The organism is Pseudomonas sp. HMSC067G02 (assembly GCF_001813485.1).
Lineage (GTDB): Bacteria > Pseudomonadota > Gammaproteobacteria > Pseudomonadales > Pseudomonadaceae > Pseudomonas > Pseudomonas aeruginosa.
Map to the genome: position 1 here is coordinate 63,983 of NZ_KV812666.1, position 19,173 is coordinate 83,155.

At 66.3% G+C, this 19,173-nt stretch carries 16 protein-coding genes and 1 pseudogene; 6 read left to right on the top strand and 11 right to left on the bottom strand.

The genetic code is table 11. The features are described 5' to 3' along the window. Positions 1 to 128 (top strand): annotated as a pseudogene (locus HMPREF2914_RS32365) (TerC family protein); the annotation flags it as partial. 5 nt (positions 129 to 133) lie between these two features. Here the strand turns inward: HMPREF2914_RS32365 and prfH are convergent. From prfH to HMPREF2914_RS12600, 3 genes are all read right to left on the bottom strand, one after another. Beyond that, a complete protein-coding gene (gene prfH / locus HMPREF2914_RS12590; protein WP_023092794.1) occupies positions 134 to 748 on the bottom strand; it encodes a peptide chain release factor H in 615 nt (204 codons plus the stop codon). After that, a complete protein-coding gene (locus HMPREF2914_RS12595; protein WP_023092795.1) occupies positions 745 to 1,884 on the bottom strand; it encodes an RNA ligase RtcB family protein in 1,140 nt (379 codons plus the stop codon). Before HMPREF2914_RS12595 ends, prfH begins: the two co-directional genes overlap by 4 nt. Positions 1,885 to 2,252: 368 nt before the next feature. Then, the gene (locus tag HMPREF2914_RS12600) at positions 2,253 to 3,053 is read right to left on the bottom strand and encodes a type 2 periplasmic-binding domain-containing protein (protein WP_073668206.1); all 801 of its coding nucleotides are present in this window, start codon (positions 3,051 to 3,053) and stop codon (positions 2,253 to 2,255) included. Between the two features lie 353 nt (positions 3,054 to 3,406). Between HMPREF2914_RS12600 and HMPREF2914_RS12605 the strand changes: the two genes are divergently transcribed. Both HMPREF2914_RS12605 and HMPREF2914_RS12610 read left to right on the top strand, forming a co-directional pair. Next, positions 3,407 to 5,155, top strand: a complete 1,749-nt coding sequence (locus HMPREF2914_RS12605; RefSeq protein WP_023092797.1) for a Na/Pi cotransporter family protein — start codon at positions 3,407 to 3,409, stop codon at positions 5,153 to 5,155. 68 nt (positions 5,156 to 5,223) lie between these two features. Next, a complete protein-coding gene (locus HMPREF2914_RS12610; RefSeq protein WP_003161976.1) occupies positions 5,224 to 6,597 on the top strand; it encodes a M16 family metallopeptidase in 1,374 nt (457 codons plus the stop codon). 5 nt (positions 6,598 to 6,602) lie between these two features. Here the strand turns inward: HMPREF2914_RS12610 and HMPREF2914_RS12615 are convergent, their stop codons facing one another. Both HMPREF2914_RS12615 and HMPREF2914_RS12620 read right to left on the bottom strand, forming a co-directional pair. Beyond that, a complete protein-coding gene (locus HMPREF2914_RS12615) occupies positions 6,603 to 7,163 on the bottom strand; it encodes a GNAT family N-acetyltransferase (protein ID WP_003096934.1) in 561 nt (186 codons plus the stop codon). Positions 7,164 to 7,305: 142 nt separating this feature from the next. Beyond that, positions 7,306 to 8,595, bottom strand: a complete 1,290-nt coding sequence (locus HMPREF2914_RS12620) for an MFS transporter (RefSeq protein ID WP_003096941.1) — start codon at positions 8,593 to 8,595, stop codon at positions 7,306 to 7,308. A gap of 374 nt (positions 8,596 to 8,969) precedes the next feature. Between HMPREF2914_RS12620 and HMPREF2914_RS12625 the strand changes: the two genes are divergently transcribed. Further along, positions 8,970 to 10,010, top strand: coding sequence for a DUF5924 family protein (locus HMPREF2914_RS12625; protein WP_023092798.1), 1,041 nt, complete (start codon positions 8,970 to 8,972; stop codon positions 10,008 to 10,010). An 18-nt stretch (positions 10,011 to 10,028) separates the two neighbouring features. On the opposite strand, the gene HMPREF2914_RS12630 is transcribed toward HMPREF2914_RS12625, so the two are convergent. From HMPREF2914_RS12630 to HMPREF2914_RS12650, 4 genes are all read right to left on the bottom strand, one after another. Next, on the bottom strand, positions 10,029 to 11,258 hold the full coding sequence (locus tag HMPREF2914_RS12630; protein WP_023092799.1) for a nucleoside recognition domain-containing protein: 1,230 nt from the start codon (positions 11,256 to 11,258) through the stop codon (positions 10,029 to 10,031). Positions 11,259 to 11,362: 104 nt separating this feature from the next. Continuing rightward, positions 11,363 to 12,697 (bottom strand): glutamate/aspartate:proton symporter GltP, encoded by a 1,335-nt coding sequence (gltP, locus tag HMPREF2914_RS12635; RefSeq protein ID WP_003096956.1) that lies wholly within the window; start codon positions 12,695 to 12,697, stop codon positions 11,363 to 11,365. Positions 12,698 to 13,409: 712 nt separating this feature from the next. Next, the gene (locus tag HMPREF2914_RS12645) at positions 13,410 to 13,877 is read right to left on the bottom strand and encodes an inhibitor of vertebrate lysozyme family protein (RefSeq protein ID WP_023092800.1); all 468 of its coding nucleotides are present in this window, start codon (positions 13,875 to 13,877) and stop codon (positions 13,410 to 13,412) included. A gap of 21 nt (positions 13,878 to 13,898) precedes the next feature. Further along, positions 13,899 to 14,060, bottom strand: coding sequence for a DUF1328 domain-containing protein (locus HMPREF2914_RS12650; protein WP_003096961.1), 162 nt, complete (start codon positions 14,058 to 14,060; stop codon positions 13,899 to 13,901). A 468-nt stretch (positions 14,061 to 14,528) separates the two neighbouring features. Here HMPREF2914_RS12650 and algB point away from each other — a divergent pair, with 468 nt between their 5' ends. Then, positions 14,529 to 15,878 carry a sigma-54-dependent response regulator transcription factor AlgB gene (algB, locus tag HMPREF2914_RS12655; RefSeq protein WP_003096964.1) on the top strand — a complete coding sequence of 450 codons (1,350 nt, stop codon included), beginning with the start codon at positions 14,529 to 14,531 and terminating at the stop codon, positions 15,876 to 15,878. After that, positions 15,875 to 17,662: a KinB sensor domain-containing domain gene (locus HMPREF2914_RS12660; protein WP_003096967.1), complete on the top strand. Its 1,788-nt coding sequence runs from the start codon at positions 15,875 to 15,877 to the stop codon at positions 17,660 to 17,662. The genes algB and HMPREF2914_RS12660 overlap by 4 nt, the downstream gene beginning before the upstream one ends. Before the next feature lie 33 nt (positions 17,663 to 17,695). Here the strand turns inward: HMPREF2914_RS12660 and ampDh2 are convergent, their stop codons facing one another. Both ampDh2 and HMPREF2914_RS12670 read right to left on the bottom strand, forming a co-directional pair. Next, a complete protein-coding gene (gene ampDh2, locus HMPREF2914_RS12665) occupies positions 17,696 to 18,475 on the bottom strand; it encodes an N-acetylmuramoyl-L-alanine amidase AmpDh2 (protein ID WP_023092801.1) in 780 nt (259 codons plus the stop codon). A gap of 29 nt (positions 18,476 to 18,504) precedes the next feature. Continuing rightward, complete coding sequence (locus tag HMPREF2914_RS12670) at positions 18,505 to 19,098, bottom strand: MarC family protein (RefSeq protein WP_003102836.1); 594 nt, start codon at positions 19,096 to 19,098, stop codon at positions 18,505 to 18,507. Positions 19,099 to 19,173 lie beyond the last annotated feature (75 nt).

The window sequence follows — 19,173 nt, forward strand, 5'->3', positions numbered from 1 at the left end:
GCTACGTCTACTTCGCCATGGCCTTCTCCCTGGCCGTGGAGGCGCTGAACATCCGCATGCGCGGCGCCGCCGCGCGCAAACGGGGCGAAGAGCCGGTGAAGCTGCGCAAGGAAGTGCTCGGCGACTGAGCCGCTCAGGCCGGCTCGAAACGCTCGCCGCGGAATACCCGGCGAGCCGCGCCGCGACTGATCCGGCCGTGGGCCTGGCGGCGCTCCGCGCGCAGCGCGTCGGCCGCGCTGCTCGCCTGATCCGCGAGGCGCCGGGCGATCAGCAGGATCGCCAGGCGTTTGTTGGCGTGCTGGCTACGCTGGCTCTGCACCCTGACGCTGATGCCGCTGGCCAGGTGGGTGGCGCGCACCGCCGAGTCGGTGGTGTTGACATGCTGGCCGCCGGGGCCGGAAGAGCGCAGGGTCTCGAAACGGATCTCGCCCTCCAGACTGGCCGGCGGCGCGGCGAAGCGCTCCGCGCCGATGAACCAGTTCTTGCGCGCATGCATTGCCCGGTAGGGGCTGGGGCAGATCCACTGGATACCGCCGCACCAGCGCTCGGCGAGCGCTTCGGCGGCAGTGCCGCGCAGCCCCAGGAGCAGCGAACGCCAGGTGCGCGGACGCTCGCCGGCCACCTCCTCGATTACCTCGACCTCGACGCCGGCTTGCGCCGCCTCGAGGCACAGCCGCTCGAACGCCTTCGCCACCGCCAGGCAGCATTCCGCCGGCCCCTGGGCCGCGGAGAGTTGCAGCAGGATCATCGGCAGCACTCCCCACGGGTCTTGTAGGTCAGCACCGGCTTCAGGCGGGCGACCAGGCGCAGCAGGCCGGCTTCGAGCAGCGCACCGACCACCGAGTCGATACCCTTGTAGGCTTCCGGCGCTTCCTCGTAGATCAGCTGGCGGTCGCCGCAGATCACCCGGCTACCAAGGCGCGTGCGGCCCAGCTGGTCGACGCTGAAGCGCGCCGCCAGGCGTTCCCGACACTCGCCGCGCTGCCATTTGCGACCGGCGCCGTGGGCCAGGGAGAACAGGCTCTGCGCGCTCGGCACAGGCTCCACCAGGTAGCTGTAGTCGCCGCGCGAGCCGGGGATCACCAGCACACCCTGGTCGGCCGGGGTGGCGCCCTTGCGGTGCAGCCAGCCGTCGACGCCATCGACCTGTGCCGGCGCCACCAGGTTGTGGTTGACGTCGAGCAGTTCCAGGCCGTCGCAGCGCAAGCGTTCGAGAATGCGCCGGGCGATGAGCTGGCGGTTACCCTCGGCGAAGCGCAACGCATTGGCGTGGCGCGCCAGGTAGGCGGAAGCTTCCAGGCTGCCGTCGAGCAGGCCGGCGTGGCCGTGCAGGCTGACATGCTCTTGCAGGATCGCCTGGCCGAGCCCGCGCGAGCCGCTGTGCACCAGCAGTTGCAGGCGATCGGCATCGAGGCCGAGGGCGTGCAGGGCAGCCTGGTCGAACACGGTCTCGACCTGCTGTAGTTCGGCGAAGTGATTGCCGCCACCGATCGTGCCGAGCGCGCGCCAGTGCTCGCGGGCCGGCAGCTCCAGGGCTTCGATGCAATCGTTCCAGGTCTCGTCCAGCGGCAGGTCGAGATTGCCCAGGCGCTTTTCCAGTTTGTCCGCCGACAGCTTGCCGGGGGCCAGGCCGGTTTCCCACAGGGCCATGCCACAGCCGATGTCGTTGCCGACCAGCGCCGGGTAGAAGCGGCCGACGGAGAAGAACGCCGCGCCGACCGGATAGCCGCGACCGGGATGCAGGTCCGGGAGACCGACGACGCGGCGCATGCCGTCCAGCTCGGCGGTGGTTTGCAGTTGCTGGATCGCCTTGCCTTCGATCCAGGTGCTGTCCGAGGCGATCAGTGCGACGCCCGCGGACAAAGGCTTGATGTAGTTGCCCATAATCCAATCCATGTGATTGAAACGGTAGATCCGGGGGGGCAGACCGAAGCCGAGCGGGCACTCGCGGAAGGGCGAAGGGCGTCTAACGGAGAAGTGAAAACCTGGGGAGCGGTGACCACGGCAGCCGATGACCTCTCGCCGGAAGCTTGCGCGGACGCAAGGGCGGGAATCGTTCAGCGGTGCAGGGGGTCGAGCGGTAGGTTTCGGTGGCCGTTAGGCCAGGCGCAGCCTGCAAAGGGTAGAGAACTGAATCATCGATGTAACCTCCTTTGCGGTGCGTGAGTGGGGGAAATGAAGGGCGAATCCTAGGCGTTTCATTCCCGCCGCGCAAGCCCCGGAAAGGCTCCGCGGTGGAAATGAGCGGCGCATCACTGCGCCGAAAGGGCCTGCACGGCGTCGGGCACCTCGCTGTTCCAGCGCTGGTAGAGCGCCCGCAGCTCGCCGGACGCCGCCATCTGCCGTACCCGCGCGTCATAGACCTCGCGCAGGAGCCGGCCGCTGGCGCTGTCGGCGAAGGTCATGAAGGACTCCTTGCCGGGCGGCAGTTGCGCGATCGGATAGGCATCGGCCGCCAGGTGCGCTTCGCTGCGCTGCTTTTTCAGTTCGTCCGGCTCGTCGAGGAAGAAATCCAGCTCGCCGTTCTGGACCTGCTCGGTGCAACGCTCGGGGCGTATGCACTCGACCAGGGTGAAGTCGCGCTGCTCCGCGGGGATCAGGTTGTAGCTATGGCGCCAGCCGACGCGCTTGCCGGTGAGGCTGGCGCGGCCGGAAAAGGGCGTCTTCGCCGCATGCATCACGCCGTGGTACTCGATGTCGATCGGCAACTGGGCGTACAGCTTGCCCTCAACGCCGGGGATCTCGCCCGGCACGCCATCGACCATGGAGCCCGCGGTCATCAGCTTGTTGGCGCGGTTCCAGGGCATGCTGATGAATTTCACGTCGAGCCCGTAGGGCGCATAGACCTGCTTCAGCAGGTCCCAGTACAGACCGCTGCCGTCGGCGTTGGTATAGCCTTCCCAGGCCGGCGCGGCGAAGGTCGCCTTGCGGATGTGCGCCTGCTCCAGGCTATCGCCCAGCGCATCGGCCCGAACCACCGGCGCTCCCCCTACCCCGAGCGCCAACACCGCTGCCGAGAGGCAGCCACTGATCCCCGCAAATCGCATCCGCACCACTCCTCTGTATCCCTCTAGACCGGGGCTTTTTAAAAGGTGCAAAGGATACCCTTCCTGTCGGCTAATTCCATGGCCTGTGGCGCAAACGCATGCATCGAACGGAAGGCGAAAAAATCCTCGCCGTTTCGCGGCGCGCACGCTTGAATGAAGGGTAGGCGCCCTGCCGCTCGGGCTGCCGGGACGAACTCCCGCGGGGGGCGCCTGTCCAAATATGACGTTCGTGTTACAACTCGCCTGAACGCTGCCTTTCCATCGTGGCCGTTGGCGCCGTTGTCCGGGCTCTGCGGCGCAACGCACGCGGAACCTGGCGCGAGGTTGGCCATTCGTCGTAGTGCCAGGGGGGCCACGCCATGCTGAAACTGCTCGACCTGCTCTCTGCCGTCGCCCTGCTGGTGTGGGGCACGCATATCGTCCGCACCGGAATTCTCCGGGTCTACGGCGCCGACCTGCGGCGCATCCTCAGTCGCAGCGTGGAAAAACGCCCGCTGGCGTTCGCCGCCGGCATCGGCGTCACCGCCCTGGTGCAAAGCAGCAACGCCACCGCCCTGCTGGCCACCTCCTTCGTCGCCCAGGGCCTGATGGCACTGGCGCCGGCACTGGCGATCATGCTCGGCGCCGATGTCGGCACCGCGCTGATGGCGCGGGTGCTGACCCTCGACCTGTCGTGGCTTTCGCCATTGCTGATCTTCTTCGGCGTGATTTTCTTCCTCAGCCGCAAACAGACCCGCCTCGGCCAGCTCGGCCGGGTATTCATCGGCCTCGGCCTGATCATCCTGGCGCTCCAGCTGATCGTCGCCGCCGCCGAGCCGATGACCCAGGCCAAGGGCGTCAAGGTACTGTTCTCCAGCCTGACCGGCGACATCATGCTCGACGCCCTGACCGGCGCGTTGTTCGCCATGATTTCCTATTCCAGCCTGGCCGCCGTGCTGCTTACCGCGACCCTCGCCGCGTCCAAGGTGATCTCGCTGAAGGTCGCGCTGTGCCTGGTGGTCGGCGCCAACCTCGGCAGCGGCATCCTGGCCATGCTCAGCGCCACCGCGCAAAACGCCGCCGGTCGCCGGGTGGCCCTCGGCAGCCTGTTGTTCAAGGTCGCCGGCTGCCTGCTGGTGCTGCCCCTGGTGGGACCGCTGGCGGACTGGCTGGATCACTGGCAGTTCAGCACCGCCGAACTGGTGATCGCCTTCCACGTGCTCTACAACGCCGCGCGCTGCCTCGCCTGCCTGCCGCTGACCAACGCCATGGCCAGCTTCTGCACCCGGGTGATGCCCGACCGTGCCCTTCCCGACGACGTCGCCCGGCCGCGCCATCTCGACCCCGCCGCCCTCGACACGCCGAGCCTGGCGCTGGCCAACGCGGTGCGCGAGACCCTGCGCATGGGCGACACCGTCGAGCAGATGCTGAACAATCTGATGCAGATCATCCGCGGCGGCGATCCGCTGCTCGGCAAGGACATCCGCAAGCTCGACGACGACGTCGACGCCCTCTACACCGCGATCAAGCTGTATCTGGCAAGGATGCCGCGCGAGGACCTGTCCGAACGCGACAGCCGGCGCTGGGCGGAGATCATCGAGCTGGCGATCAACCTGGAGCAGGCCGGCGACATCATCGAGCACATGCTCGCCGCCGTGCAGGACAAGAAGACCTCGCGCAGCCGCTCGTTCTCCGACACCGGCCTGGAAGAGATCGGCACCCTGTACCAGCAGTTGGTCTCCAACCTGCGCCTGGGTCTCTCGGTGTTCCTCAACGGCGACCTCGACAGCGCCAAGCGCCTGCGCCGGGCCAAGCAGCGCTTCCGCCTGCAGGAACGGCGCTACGCCCATGCCCATGTCGACCGCCTGCACCAGCAGGTGGTACAGAGCATCGAGACCAGCTCGCTGCACCTGGACCTGATCAGCGACATGAAGCGTCTCAACTCGCTGTTCTGCGCCATCGCCTACGCCGTGCTGGACAACCCTGACGCGCCGAGCAGCGCGGCCGACGAGGGCGTTCGCCAGGACGAGGACGACTGGGCCGACGAGGTCGACGACATGACCTCGGCGCCGCTGGCCGAGCCAGCGCTCGTCGAGGAGCGTGCGGAAACACGCCGTTCGCGACATTAGCCGTTCTGCGGGTAGGTTCGTCATGAAGCATCCGCTATTCTCGGTATTTTCAGTTCCAGGCTCGGCCCATGCGTTCGTTGTCCACCCTGCTGCTGTTCTGCCTGCTCTGCCCCTGGTCGTACGCCGACCAGCGCAGCGAGGTCGAAGCCTTCCAGCTGGAAAACGGCATGGGCGTGCTGCTCAAGCCCACCGAGCAGCGCCGGCACGTCTCGATCCGGCTGGTGGTGGGGGTCGGTTTCGCCGACTTCTCGTGCCGTGAAAAGCAGCTGCCGCACCTGCTCGAGCACCTGTTCTTCAGCGGCCTGGACGGCGGCGACGAGGCCGACCTAGAAGCCCGCATGCAGGCCCTCGGCGGGCAATGGAACGCCTATACCAGCGAAGGCGACACCACCTTCGTCATCGAGGCGCCTGCCGCCACCCAGCGGCAGGTCCTCGACCTGTTGCTGGACACCATCACCCGCACCGAACTGGACGAGCCGCGCATCGCCGCCGCCAAGCGGGTGATCGAGCGCGAAGGCGGTGGCCATTACTCGCACCTGCAGCGCTGGCTCGACCGCGAGAACCTGGGCCGTGGCGCCATGGACCAACTGGCGGTGGAACTGGGCCTGGCCTGCTCCCAGCGCGCGCCGCTGGCGCCGCTTGGCGCGGAGCAGCTGGAGCGGCTGCGCAGCGACTGGTACGTACCGGGCAACATGACCCTGATCCTGGTCGGTGACCTCGACCCGCGCCTGCCGGCCTATCTGACCCGGACCTTCGGCACCCTGGAAGACCACGAGCTCCCCGAGCGCCGCGAGCTGCCGGCGGCCAACGGGCATGCCGAGGCCAGGCGCACCCTGATCACCCGGCCATTCGGCGAGGGTGCGATGCTGCACTGGATCTATCCGGAGCCGGACGACGCCGACCCGGACGCCATGGTCCTGCTCCAGGCCTATATGAACGACGCGCTGTACGCCGACCTGCGTGTGCGTCGCGGACTCACCTACGGGCCATCGACCGATCGCCAGGTGTTCGCCAACCAGGGCTTCTTCAGCCTCGACGCGGATGTCGAGCGCAGCGACCTGCCCGCCACCGAGGCCGCCCTGCGCGAGTTGCTCGACGGCATCCGCCAGCATGGCCTGGACCCGGGACGTTTCAAGCGGGTGCAATTCGCCGAGCGCGCCAGGCTGGCCTGGAGCACTCAGGGCAACGCGGCGCTGGCGGACTATTACTGGGGCTCGCTGGCCGACTACGAGGACGGCCATTTCCCCAATGAGGAGCGCCGCCTGGCGAAGGTCAGCCTGCAACAGGCGAACGCGCTGGCGAAGCGGCTGTTCGACGGCGAAGGCTACCTGCGCATCGAAAAGCCGCTGTTCGACGACGACATGCTCTACCCGTTGCTGCTCGCCGCCGGTCTCCTGGCCAGCGGCCTGCTCTGGTTCGGCCTGCGCCGCCGGCGCGCCTGAGCGGGCTACAGGGCCAGGCGGTGGATGACCTGGGTCGAGTCGTCCGGGTCGCGCTGGCCGACGAAGCCCAGTGCGCAACACAGGTCGCGCATCGCCCGGTTGGCCGCCGAGTCCACCGAATACATCTGGCGGAAGCCGTTGCGCCGCGCCACGTCGATCAGATGGCGCATCAGCACGGCGTCGAGGCCCAGCCCCTGGTAGTCGTCGGCGATGGTTACCGCGCATTCGCACTGCCCTTCCTCGCAACAGGCGGCGTAGCGGCTGATACCGACCTCGCGCAGCTCACCGTCCTCGTGCACCAGGGCAACGAAGGCCATGCTCTGCTGGTAGTCGATGTCCATCAGTTGGTCGAGCAGCGCCGGGCTGGCTTCCTTGATCTCACCGAGGAAGCGGAAGTGGCGGGTCGCCGGGGACAGCCGGTTGATGAACTGGCGTTCGCGCTCCCGGTCCTCCTCGCGCAGGGGACGGATCAGCACGTGGCGGCCATCGTCGAGGGACTCGACCCAATGGTCGCCCTCCACCGCCGCGAACGCGGAAGACCGGCTGGCATTTTGTACATTGGACATGATGCGATCTCCAGGAAGGGAAGGAAGTCGGTACAACCACTTCCTTCCTGTCTACGCGGTTTGGCGCAGCTCCGGTTGATCGACATCAACGCCGCCGCCGCAGCCCCGGCGAGAGCCGACGCACGGCATGCGGCGAAACGCCTCAGGCGTTGGCCAGCTCGGCCTCGGCGATCTCCTTGCCGCGCCGGCGGAACAGCACCAGGGTGGCGAGCAGCCCCAGCAGCGCCGCGCCACTGAGCCAGATGCCCGGAGCCGCGCGGTTGTCCAGGGTGTGGATCAGCCAGGTGCAGACCGCCGGGGTGAAACCACCGAAGGTCGCCGTAGCCAGGCTGTAGGCGAGGGAGAAACCGGTGGTGCGCACGTCCGCCGGCATCACCTCGGTCAACGCCACCACCATCGCGCCGTTGTAGCTGCTGTAGAGGAACGACAGCCACAACTCGACGCCGAGCAGGCCGGCGAAACTCGGCTCGCGGACCAGCCAGGACAGCGCCGGGTAGGCGGTCAGCAGTGCCAGCGCGGAGGCACCCAGCAACAATGGCTTGCGCCCGATGCGGTCGGAGAACGCGCCCATCACCGGCAGCCAGATGAAGTTGGACAGGCCGATGCACATGGTCACCAGCAGGCTGTCGAGGTCCGACAGTTGCAACTCATTCTTGCCGAAGGTCGGCGTGTAGGCGGTGATCAGGTAGAACGATACGGTGGTCATCACCACCATCGCGGTACCGGCCAGCACTACGCCGAAGTTCTGCCCGATGGAGCGCAGCACCTGCGACAGCGACGGGCGGTGGGTGCGCGCCTCGAACTCCGGCGTTTCCTCCAGCGAGCGACGGATGACGAACAGCGCCGGAACGATCAGGCAGCCGATGAAGAACGGTACGCGCCAGCCCCATTCGCCCATGTCCTGCGGGCTCAGCCACTGGTTGAGGAGCACGCCGAGCAGGCCGGCGAAGACCACCGCGACCTGCTGGCTGGCCGACTGCCAACTGACGAAGAAGCCTTTGCGTCCTGGCGTGGCGATCTCCGACAGGTAGACCGAAACCCCTCCCAGCTCGACGCCGGCGGAAAAACCTTGCAGGAGCCGGCCGAACAGCACCAGCAACGGCGCCGCCACGCCCAGCGTGGCATAGCCGGGAACGAAGGCGATCAGCAGGGTGCCCATGGCCATCAGGCCGAGGGTGATGATCAGGCCCTGGCGGCGGCCGTGGCGATCGATGTAGGCGCCCAGGAACACCGCACCCAACGGCCGCATCAGGAAGCCGGCGCCAAAGGTGGCGAGGGACAGCATCAGGGAGGCGAACGGGTTGTCGCCGGGGAAGAAGGTCTTGGCGATGGCGGTGGCGTAGAAGCCATACACCATGAAGTCGTACATCTCGAGGAAGTTGCCACTGACCACACGGAAAATGGCGACGCCTTTGGATTTATTAGAGGCCATGGGACACACACTCAGGCAGACACGGGGAAGCGGTCCATGGCGGCGTCGATGGCCACGCAGGCGGGTACGTCATCCATCGACCGAGTTGTAACCATATGTGTAAAAACTCCTGTCGAACAATCTAAAATTGCCCGAAAGGTGCGAATTGAAGGGGTTTGAAAGGCTGCCGAAAGCTTCGCGACCATCGGTCGGGAAAGCGACGCCTTTTTCCCTGGTCGCCCTCCGCGAAAGGAGAGCGGAGCCTCTGTCGGGCGAAGGAAACATTCGCCGCGCGGTAGCTGTCCTTCGTTCATACCCAGGAAACCCGGCCGGGGTTATGCTGCGCGCCCCGGCCGGCTGGCCGAGCAGATCCGATCGAGAACCCGCTGTTCCCCATGCCCAACCAACAACGCCCCATCCTCAAGGTCCGCCTGGAGCAACTGATCGCCCTGGTCGGCGGCCTGATGGCCCGCTATCCACGCACCATCGCCCTGTTCGGCTTCTGTTCGGGCGTGTTCAGTTTCATCATGGTCGACCGGCAGAAGGGCTTCGCCCAGGTACTCGCAATCATCATGCTGGTCAGCTGGGTCTGGTTGATCCTCGAGAACCTCCTGCGGGAGACCTTCGCCCGCCGCTTCGGCTGGGAGATCCCGGCGCCGCTGCTGCGCTACGCGACCCAACTGATCCACCAGGAAAGCCTGTTCTTCGTCCTGCCGTTCTTTCTCATCACCACCACCTGGAACAGCGGTCAGGCGCTGTTCACAGGGACGCTGGCCGCCGCGGCGCTGATCTCCATCACCGATCCGCTCTACTATCGCTGGCTGTCCAGGCGTCGCTGGGTGTTCCTCGCCTACCACACCCTGACCCTGTTCGCGGTGTTGTTGACCTCGCTGCCGATCCTGCTGCACCTGACCACCCCGGAAAGCTACCGGTTGTCGCTGGGCATCGCCGTCGTGCTGTCCTTCCCCAGCCTGCTCGTGACCTTCCCGCTACAGCACTGGTGGCGCGGCTTCCTGCTTCTCGGCCTGACCCTGGCGGTGGGCCTGGCCGGATGGTTCGGCCGCACCTGGGTACCGCCGGCCACCCTGTGGCTGACCGAAGTGGCGGTGAGCAGCCAGTTCGACGACCAGAGCCGCACGCCCGGCGACAGCCTGGAGCAGGTCGGCGCCAGCCAGTTGCGCAGCCAGGGCCTGTTCGCCTATACCGCGATCAACGCGCCGCGCGGCCTCGACGAGCGCATCTATCACGTGTGGATGTTCAACGGGAAGGAGTTCGACCGCATCGCCCTGGATATCCACGGCGGCCGCAAGGAGGGCTACCGGGCCTGGACCCACAAGCAGAACTTCCCCGGCGACCCGGTCGGCCACTGGCAGGTGAAGGTACTCACCGAGGCCGGACAGATGATCGGCACCCTGCGCTTCGACGTCACCCAGTGACGTCGAAGCCTGGCGACCTCAGGCGAAGAACCAGTAGCACACGCCGATGGAGGCGATGACCCCGGCCAGGTCCGCGGTCAGCGCGCAGCCCACCGCGTGGCGCGCGCGCTGCAGGCCGACCGAGCCGAAATAGACGGCGAGCACGTAGAAGGTGGTCTCGGTGCTGCCCTGCACGGTGGCGGCGACCAGCGCCGGGAAACTGTCGACGCCGTGGGTCTGCATGGTCTCCAGCAGCATCGCCCGCGCCGCGCTGCCGGAGAACGGCTTGACCAGCGCGGTGGGCAACGCCTCGACGAAGCGGCTGTCCCAGCCCAGCCCCTCGACCGCCCAGCGTATCCCGCCGAGTACCACTTCCAGCGCCCCGGAGGCGCGCAGCACGCCAACCGCGCAAAGCATCGCGACCAGGTAGGGCAACAGGTTCCTGGCAACGTCGAAACCTTCCTTCGCCCCCTCCACGAAGCTCTCGTAGACCGGCACCTTCTTCAGCGCGCCGACGATCAGGAACAGCACGATCAGGCTGAACAGCGTCAGGTTGCCCAGCAGCGAGGACAGCTGCGCCAGCGCGGTGGCCGAGAGCGTGCCGAGCACCGCCATGAAGCCGGCCAGCAGCAACGCGCCGGGGATCAGGTAGGCCAGCACCACCGGGTCCCACAGGCGCAGGCGCTGCATCAGCGCCACCGACAGCAGGCCGGTCAGGGTCGAGGCGCTGGTGGCCAGGAGGATCGGCAGGAATACCAGGGTCGGATCGGCCGCGCCCTGCTGCGCGCGGTACATGAAGATGGTCACCGGCAGCAGGGTCAGGGACGAGGCGTTGAGCACCAGGAAGAGGATCTGCGCATTGCTCGCGGTGGTGCTGCTGGGATTGAGTTCCTGCAGCGCCTTCATCGCCTTCAGGCCGATCGGCGTGGCGGCGTTGTCCAGGCCCAGGCCATTGGCGGCGAAGTTCAGGGTGATCAGGCCGATCGCCGGATGCCCCGGCGGCACTTCCGGCATCAGCCGACGGAACAGCGGACCGAGCAGCACCGCCAGGCGCTCCACCAGACCGGCCTTCTCGGCGATGCGCAGGAAGCCGAGCCAGAGCGTCAGGGTGCCGAACAGCAGGACCATCACCTCGACCGCCAGCTTGGCCATGGCGAACAGGCTCTCCACCATCGCCGCGAACACCGTCGCATCGCCGCCGATCAACCAGCGCGCCAGCGCGCTCGCCGCCGCCACCAGGAAAAAACCCAACCACAAGCCGTTCAGCATTCAGAATCCCCCGCGTTGCGCGGATGATAGCGGCGCAGGCGGTGCCGGCGCCAGAAACGCCGAGGCCCCGGACGATGCCGGGGCCTCCTGGGCGGGAAGCCGCCTTATTCGAGGGTGGCCTGCTTGCCCTTGGCTTCGCCGACCGCCTGCCGCAGGTGCGGCAGCGAATCCCAGTAGCGCTGGCCCTTGGCCGCGTCGTACATGCCTTCCCACTTGGAGATGACCAGCACCGCGAGGGCATTGCCGATCACGTTGAGGGCGGTACGCGCCATGTCCATGATGCGGTCCACGCCGGCGATGAAGGCCAGGCCCTCGAGCGGGATGCCGACGCTGCCCAGGGTGGCGAGCAGCACCACGAAGGACACGCCCGGCACGCCGGCGATACCCTTGGAGGTCACCATCAGGGTCAGCACCAGCATGATCTGCTGGCCGATGGACAGGTCGATGCCGTAGAGCTGCGCGATGAAGATCGCCGCGATGCTCTGGTACAGGGTCGAACCATCGAGGTTGAAGGAGTAGCCGGTGGGCACCACGAAGCTGCTGATCGCCTTCGGCGCGCCGTAGGCTTCCATTTTCTCGATGATGCGCGGCAGCACGGTTTCCGAGCTGGCGGTGGAATAGGCGAGGACCAGGTCGTCCTTGAAGATGCGGATCAGGCGCATGATCGAGAAGCCGAACATCCGCGCGATCAGGCCCAGCACCACCAGGGCGAAGAAGACGATGGCCACGTAGACCAGGATCACCAGCTTGGCCAGCGGCAGCAGCGAGGCGAAGCCGAAGTTGGCGACGGTCACCGCGATCAGGGCGAAGACACCGATAGGGGCGTACTTCATGATCATGTGGGTGACCTTGAACATGGTCTCGGAAACGCCCTGGAACACCTTCACCAGCGGCTCGCGCAGGTCGTTGGGCAGGCTCGACAGGCCGAGGCCGAACATCACCGAGAAGAAGATGATCGGCAGCATCTCGCCACGGGCGATGGCGGCGAAGACGTTGGAGGGAATCAGGTTGAGGATGGTCGCGATGAACGCATGGTCATGCTGCACTTCCTGGGTGGTCTTCTGGTACTGGGAAATGTCCACGGTACCCAGGGTGCTCATGTCGATGCCGGTGCCGGGCTGGAACAGGTTGGCCAGCAGCAGGCCGACGACGATGGCGACGGTGGTGACGATCTCGAAGTAGATGATGGTCTTCAGGCCGATGCGGCCAAGCTTCTTCGCGTCGCCGACGCCGGCGATGCCGACCACCAGCGAGGAAATCACGATCGGCACCACGATCATCTTGATCAGACGGATGAAGATGTCGCCGGCCGGTTGCAGCACGTTGGCGATCCACCAGGCCTTTTCGGCGCTGAAATGGTTGAGCACTGCGCCGACGGCGATACCGAGTGCCAGACCGATCACGATCTGCCAGGCGAGGCTTAGCTTGGCTTTACCCATGTTTCGTCACCCTTAATTCTTGTGGAAGTCGGGAGTCGCTCCAACGGGAGAGTCGCTCCCGACAGGCGAAAGGGCGCAATGATTCATGCGCTCCCCTACCCCGTCTAATGCCGTAAGTGACGGCCCCATGCCGAATCGGCATGAGAAATCACTAATGAAACGTCCGTCCCACAGGAAATTGCCCTTGATTTTCGTACAAGAACAGGGAGCGGAAGGCACTCCGTGCAAGGCCCGGGAGCCTCGTGCCCATCCTGGGAAGTTGAAAGTCGCTCATCATCGCTGCGATGGATGGTCGCAGGACACGCAACGCCGTCCGGCACGCCATCGCCGGCTGTGGATAAGCGGCACTCTGTGGATAACCGCGCGGTAAAGCCCTTCTGGGAGGGCGCCTCGGAACGCGCGGGTGGTCGATTGTAAAACGACTCAGCCATCCATAAGCATTGATCGATATCAGGGAAGTTCGCGGAGTATCGGTGCGGAAGTCGACGCTCCGCCGGACGGCGGAGCGTCGTACCCCTTCTATATATAGAAGCGCGCCGGAAGGCAGCGAGACATCGGTGGCTCCCCTCCGGCGCGTTTTCGCCTGGCCCGACCCCGAAGGAGGTACTCCCTGTACCCCTGGCACCCGCCGGATCGACCTCACCCAGCGCATCCCGGTCCCCTGGCCATGCCCCGCTGCGGGCGGGGCGGTGTCACGCAAGCCCGTTCCGCCTCAGTACCAGTTCGGATCGGCCTTGAGTTGTTCGTCGAGGATCTTCTGTACCGCCGGCTCCGGCTTGCCCAGCCAGCGGAAGCTGGCGTGCTTGCTCGGCGACTTGTCCTGCGGCAGCCCTCCGGGCACCTGCACGTAGAGCCCGTAGGCATGACTCTTGTCCCAATCGAAGGCGACCAGCAGGCGCTGGCCCTTGCAATCGGACTTCTCGCAGAGACCGCCGACCAGATACTTGTCGCCCTGGTCGTCGACGGCATGCATCGGCGTAGCGGTTCCCGAGAGATTCATCACCCAGTCGGGCAAGCGGCTCTCGTCTTCCACCAGGTTCTGCCAGGCCTTGCGGTATCCGGCATCGGTGCTCTGCAATTCGTTCAAGCGGTATTCGCCGTCCCTGTCGGCCGCCACCGCCAGCGAACTGGCGGCGGCACCGAGCAGCAGTGCGTTCATCAGGTTACGCATGAGTCGCATCGCTTTCTCCTTGGCATCCGGCTAGCCGCGACGGCGTCCGAAGAAGAACGAGACCACGAAGAGCACCAGGAACAGCACGAAGAGGATCTTCGCGATTCCGGTGGCGGCACCTGCGATGCCACCAAACCCGAGGACGGCAGCGATGATGGCGATGATCAGAAAGGTGATAGCCCAACTAAGCATGATGTTTTCTCCTGTGTGCCTTCGGAACTGTCGGTACCGCCTCGGGGCCGGGCCCATCGGGGTAGCGAACCGGCCTGTGTCCATTTTTTCTTCAGGGAGACCGTGACTACCTCATTGCACGCCCCATGCCAGCCTTTCTAAAAAATAAAAAATACTTTTAATTCAATAAGTTATAAAACAACCCAGGTAGTCTGCGCAGTTCATCCTGCACGACGCGACAAATTATTCCGGGCGTTTTGCACGATCGGCGCGGTACGCTGTCACATGCAACAGGGAAGCGACCCGGCACCTGCTACCCGGAGCCATCCGTGGAGCCGCCACGGCTTCCCGAAAACCCAAGAACAGCAACATCGGCAGGTTGCACGCCGCCCGGATGGGCGGCGGGGCGCTCTGCAACTTGCATGGGCTTTCCGGGGACTAACCCAGAAGCCGAATGGCAGTGAATTCCCTAGAGGATAAAAAGCAACGATGGAAACCACTTCCGAAAAACAGGGGCGCATCCTGCTGGTCGATGACGAGTCGGCGATCCTGCGCACTTTCCGTTATTGCCTCGAAGACGAAGGCTACAGCGTGGCCACCGCCAGCAGCGCGCCGCAGGCGGAGGCCCTGTTGCAGCGCCAGGTATTCGACCTGTGCTTCCTCGACCTGCGCCTGGGCGAAGACAACGGGCTCGACGTTCTCGCCCAGATGCGCGTCCAGGCGCCATGGATGCGCGTGGTGATCGTCACCGCGCATTCGGCGGTGGATACCGCGGTCGACGCCATGCAGGCCGGCGCGGTGGATTACCTGGTCAAGCCCTGCAGCCCGGACCAACTGCGCCTGGCCGCCGCCAAGCAACTGGAGGTGCGCCAACTGACCGCGCGCCTGGAGGCCCTGGAGGACGAAGTGCGCCGCCAGGGCGACGGCCTGGAATCGCACAGCCCGGCCATGGCCGCGGTACTGGAGACCGCGCGCCAGGTCGCGGCGACCGACGCCAACATCCTCATCCTCGGCGAATCCGGCTCCGGCAAGGGCGAACTGGCACGCGCCATCCACACCTGGAGCAAACGCGCGAAGAAGCCCCAGGTCACCATCAACTGCCCGTCGCTGACCGCCGAACTGATGGAAAGCGAACTGTTCGGGCACAGTCGCGGCGCCTTCACCGGTGCCACCGAAAGCACCCTGGGCAGGGTCAGCCAGGCTGACGGCGGCACCCTGTTCCTCGACGAGATCGGCGACTTCCCGCTGACCTTGCAACCCAAGCTGCTGCGCTTCATCCAGGACAAGGAATACGAACGCGTCGGCGATCCGGTGACCCGCCGCGCCGATGTGCGCATCCTTGCCGCGACCAACCGCGACCTGGGCGCGATGGTCGCCCAGGGCCAGTTCCGCGAGGACCTGCTCTACCGCCTCAACGTGATCGTGCTCAACCTGCCTCCCCTGCGCGAACGCGCCGAGGATATCCTCGGCCTGGCCGAACGTTTCCTCGCCCGCTTCGTCAAGGACTACGGCCGCCCCGCCCGCGGCTTCAGCGAAGCCGCCCGCGAGGCCATGCGGCAATACCCCTGGCCGGGCAACGTACGCGAGCTACGCAACGTGATCGAGCGCGCCAGCATCATCTGCAACCAGGAACGGGTGGATGTCGACCACCTCGGTTTCAGCGCTGCGCAATCTGCCAGCAGCGCGCCGCGGATCGGCGAATCGCTGAGCCTGGAAGACCTGGAGAAAGCCCATATCACGGCGGTGATGGCCTCCAGCGCGACCCTCGACCAGGCCGCCAAGACCCTCGGTATCGATGCCTCGACCCTGTACCGGAAGCGCAAGCAGTACGGCCTATGAGCATGCCGCTGCCGATGAAGCTCCGGACCCGGTTGTTCCTCAGCATTTCCGCGCTGATCACCGTCTCGCTGTTCGGCCTGTTGCTCGGGTTGTTCAGCGTGATGCAGCTCGGCCGCGCTCAGGAGCAACGGATGTCGCACCACCACGCGACCATCGAGGTGAGCCAGCAGTTGCGCCAGCTGCTCGGCGACCAGTTGGTCATACTGCTCCGCGAAAAACCCGACGGGCAGGCCCTGGAGCGCTCGCAAAACGACTTCCGACGAGTCCTGGAACAGGGCCGGGCGAATACCGTCGACGGCGCCGAGCAGGCCGCCCTGGATGGCGTTCGCGACGCCTACCTGCAACTGCAGGCGCACACCCCGGCGCTGCTCAAGGCGCCCATGGCCGACAACGACGGCTTCAGCGAAGCCTTCAATACCCTGCGCCTACGCCTGCAGGACCTGCAGCAACTGGCGCTGGCCGGCATCAGCGACGCCGAGACCAGCGCCCGCCACCGAGCCTACCTGGTCGCCGGCCTGCTTGGCCTGGTGGGCGTCGCCATCCTGCTGATCGGTTTCGTCACCGCCCACAGCATCGCCCGGCGCTTCGGCGCACCGATCGAAACCCTGGCGCGGGCGGCGGACAGGATCGGCGAAGGCGATTTCGACGTGACCCTGCCGATGACCAACGTCGCCGAGGTCGGCCAGTTGACCCGGCGTTTCGGCCTGATGGCCGAGGCCCTGCGGCAGTACCGCAAGACCAGCGTCGAAGAGGTGCTTTCCGGCGAGCGGCGCCTGCAGGCGGTACTCGACAGCATCGACGACGGCCTGGTGATCTTCGACAACCAGGGGCGCATCGAACACGCCAACCCGGTCGCGATCCGCCAGCTATTCGTCTCCAACGACCCCCATGGCAAGCGGATCGACGAAATACTCAGCGATGTCGATGTCCAGGAAGCGGTGGAAAAGGCCCTGCTCGGCGAAGTCCAGGACGAGGCGATGCCCGACCTGGTGGTGGACGTCGCCGGCGAGTCGCGCCTGCTGGCCTGGTCGCTGTATCCGGTCACCCATCCCGGCGGGCATAGCGTCGGCGCGGTGCTGGTGGTCCGCGACGTGACCGAGCAGCGCGCCTTCGAACGGGTCCGCAGCGAATTCGTCCTGCGCGCCTCCCACGAACTGCGCACGCCGGTGACCGGCATGCAGATGGCCTTCAGCCTGCTCCGCGAACGCCTGGACTTCCCCGCGGAGTCGCGGGAAGCGGACCTGATCCAGACGGTGGACGAAGAGATGTCGCGGCTGGTCCTGCTGATCAACGACCTGTTGAACTTCTCGCGCTACCAGACCGGCATGCAGAAGCTCGAACTGGCGTCCTGCGACCTCGTCGACCTGCTCACCCAGGCGCAGCAGCGTTTCACTCCCAAGGGCGAGGCCCGCCGGGTCTCGCTGCAACTGGAGCTGGGCGATGAACTGCCGCGCCTGCAGCTCGATCGCCTGCAGATCGAGCGGGTGATCGACAACCTGCTGGAAAACGCCCTGCGCCATAGCAGCGAAGGCGGGCAGATCCACCTGCAGGCCCGGCGCCAGGGCGACCGGGTGCTGATCGCGGTGGAAGACAATGGCGAAGGCATTCCCTTCAGCCAGCAAGGACGGATCTTCGAGCCTTTCGTCCAGGTCGGACGCAAGAAGGGCGGCGCCGGCCTCGGCCTGGCGCTGTGCAAGGAAATCATCCAGCTGCATGGCGGGCGCATCGCGGTGCGCTCGCAACCGGGCCAGGGCGCGCGCTTCTACATGCTGCTGCCGGTGTGACCGGGGCCGCTCCCGGCAGGCTTTCCACAGGCCTCAGGAAGTCGGCACCGCCAGCAGCAGGGCGGCGGTTTCCAGGTCCGGCTCGCCATCGAAGCGGGCCGGACGGTATTTCATCTGGAAAGCGCCGATGACGTCGCGGGTGTCCTTCTCCAGCTCGCCGGTCTGCGGCACCAGGTAACCGTGCCGCGCCAACTGCTGCTGGAACCAGCGCACATCCGGCAGCTGGCCGTTCAGTTCGGCGAGCCGGCGCGCCAATTCGCCGGGCTTCGGCCAGGGCACCAGGCCGGCGTCGGCGAGGCGCTTCCAGGGGAACAGCGGACCCGGATCAACCTTGCGGCCCGGCGCGATATCGCTGTGTCCGATGATCCGGTCCGGGGTGATGCCGTGGCGCTTGGCGATGTCCTTCAGCAGGGGGATCAGCGCCTGGATCTGCGCTTCGCTGAACGGATACCAGACCCGCCCCTGGGGTGTATCGCGATAGCCCTGGTTGACGATCTCGATGCCGATTGAGGTGGCGTTCAGCCAGGTCCGGCCCTGCCATTCACTGTCCCCGGCGTGCCAGGCGCGGCGGTTCTCATCCACCAGGCGGTAGACGGTGGCCGGCTCGTCGTCGCCGATCAGGTAGTGCGCGCTGACGCCGCCGTGGGTGAGGATGCCCAGCGAATGCGGCAGATCGGTGGAGGTGTAGTGGAGGACGATGAACTGGACACGGCTGTCCTGGTTCGCCGAGGTGTAGTCGGTGTTCAGGCGCGGGCCGCTGGAGCAGCCGGCCAGCAGCGACAGGGTGAAAGCCAGTAGAACGAACGAACGCATGATGACTCCGAAAAAAATGGGCAGCGCGGTCAGGCGGCGATGTGCAACACGCTGCGCAGGTTGTCCAACAGCATATCGACGCTGAGCATGATCAGCAGCATGCCGGCCAGGCGCTCGATGGCGGTCAGCCCGCGCGGGCCGAGGAAACGCTGGAGGAACGCCGCCTGCAGCAGGATCAGCGCAGTAGCGGCCCAGGCCAGCACCACCGCCAGGTAAAGCTCCCACAGCGGACCGTCGAAGGTGGTGCGCAGGGTGATCAGCATCGCCAGCGCCGAGGGCCCGGCCACCGCCGGGGTGGCCAGGGGTACCAGCAGCGGCTCGCCGTCGGGCACTTCGCCGAGCAGCCCTTGGGGCGACGGGAAGATCAGGCGCATGGCGATCACGAACAGGATGATGCCACCCGCGATCCCGGTCGCCTCGCGGGACAGGCCGAGGCCGCTGAGGATGTGCTCGCCGAGGGTGAGGAAGAGCAGCAGCAGGCCCAGGGCGAAGGCCAGCTCGCGAAACGCCACGCGCAAGCGGCGCCCGGGGGCGACGCCTTTCAGCGCGGCGAGGAACACGGCGATGTTGCCGAAGGGATCGGTGACCAGAAAGATCAGGACGGCGACGCCGAACATATCCATGGGAGTTTCCAGAGCGGGACAGCCGGTCATTCTACCGGGCGGGACCATTCTAGCGAGCCGCGGCAACACCTGCAG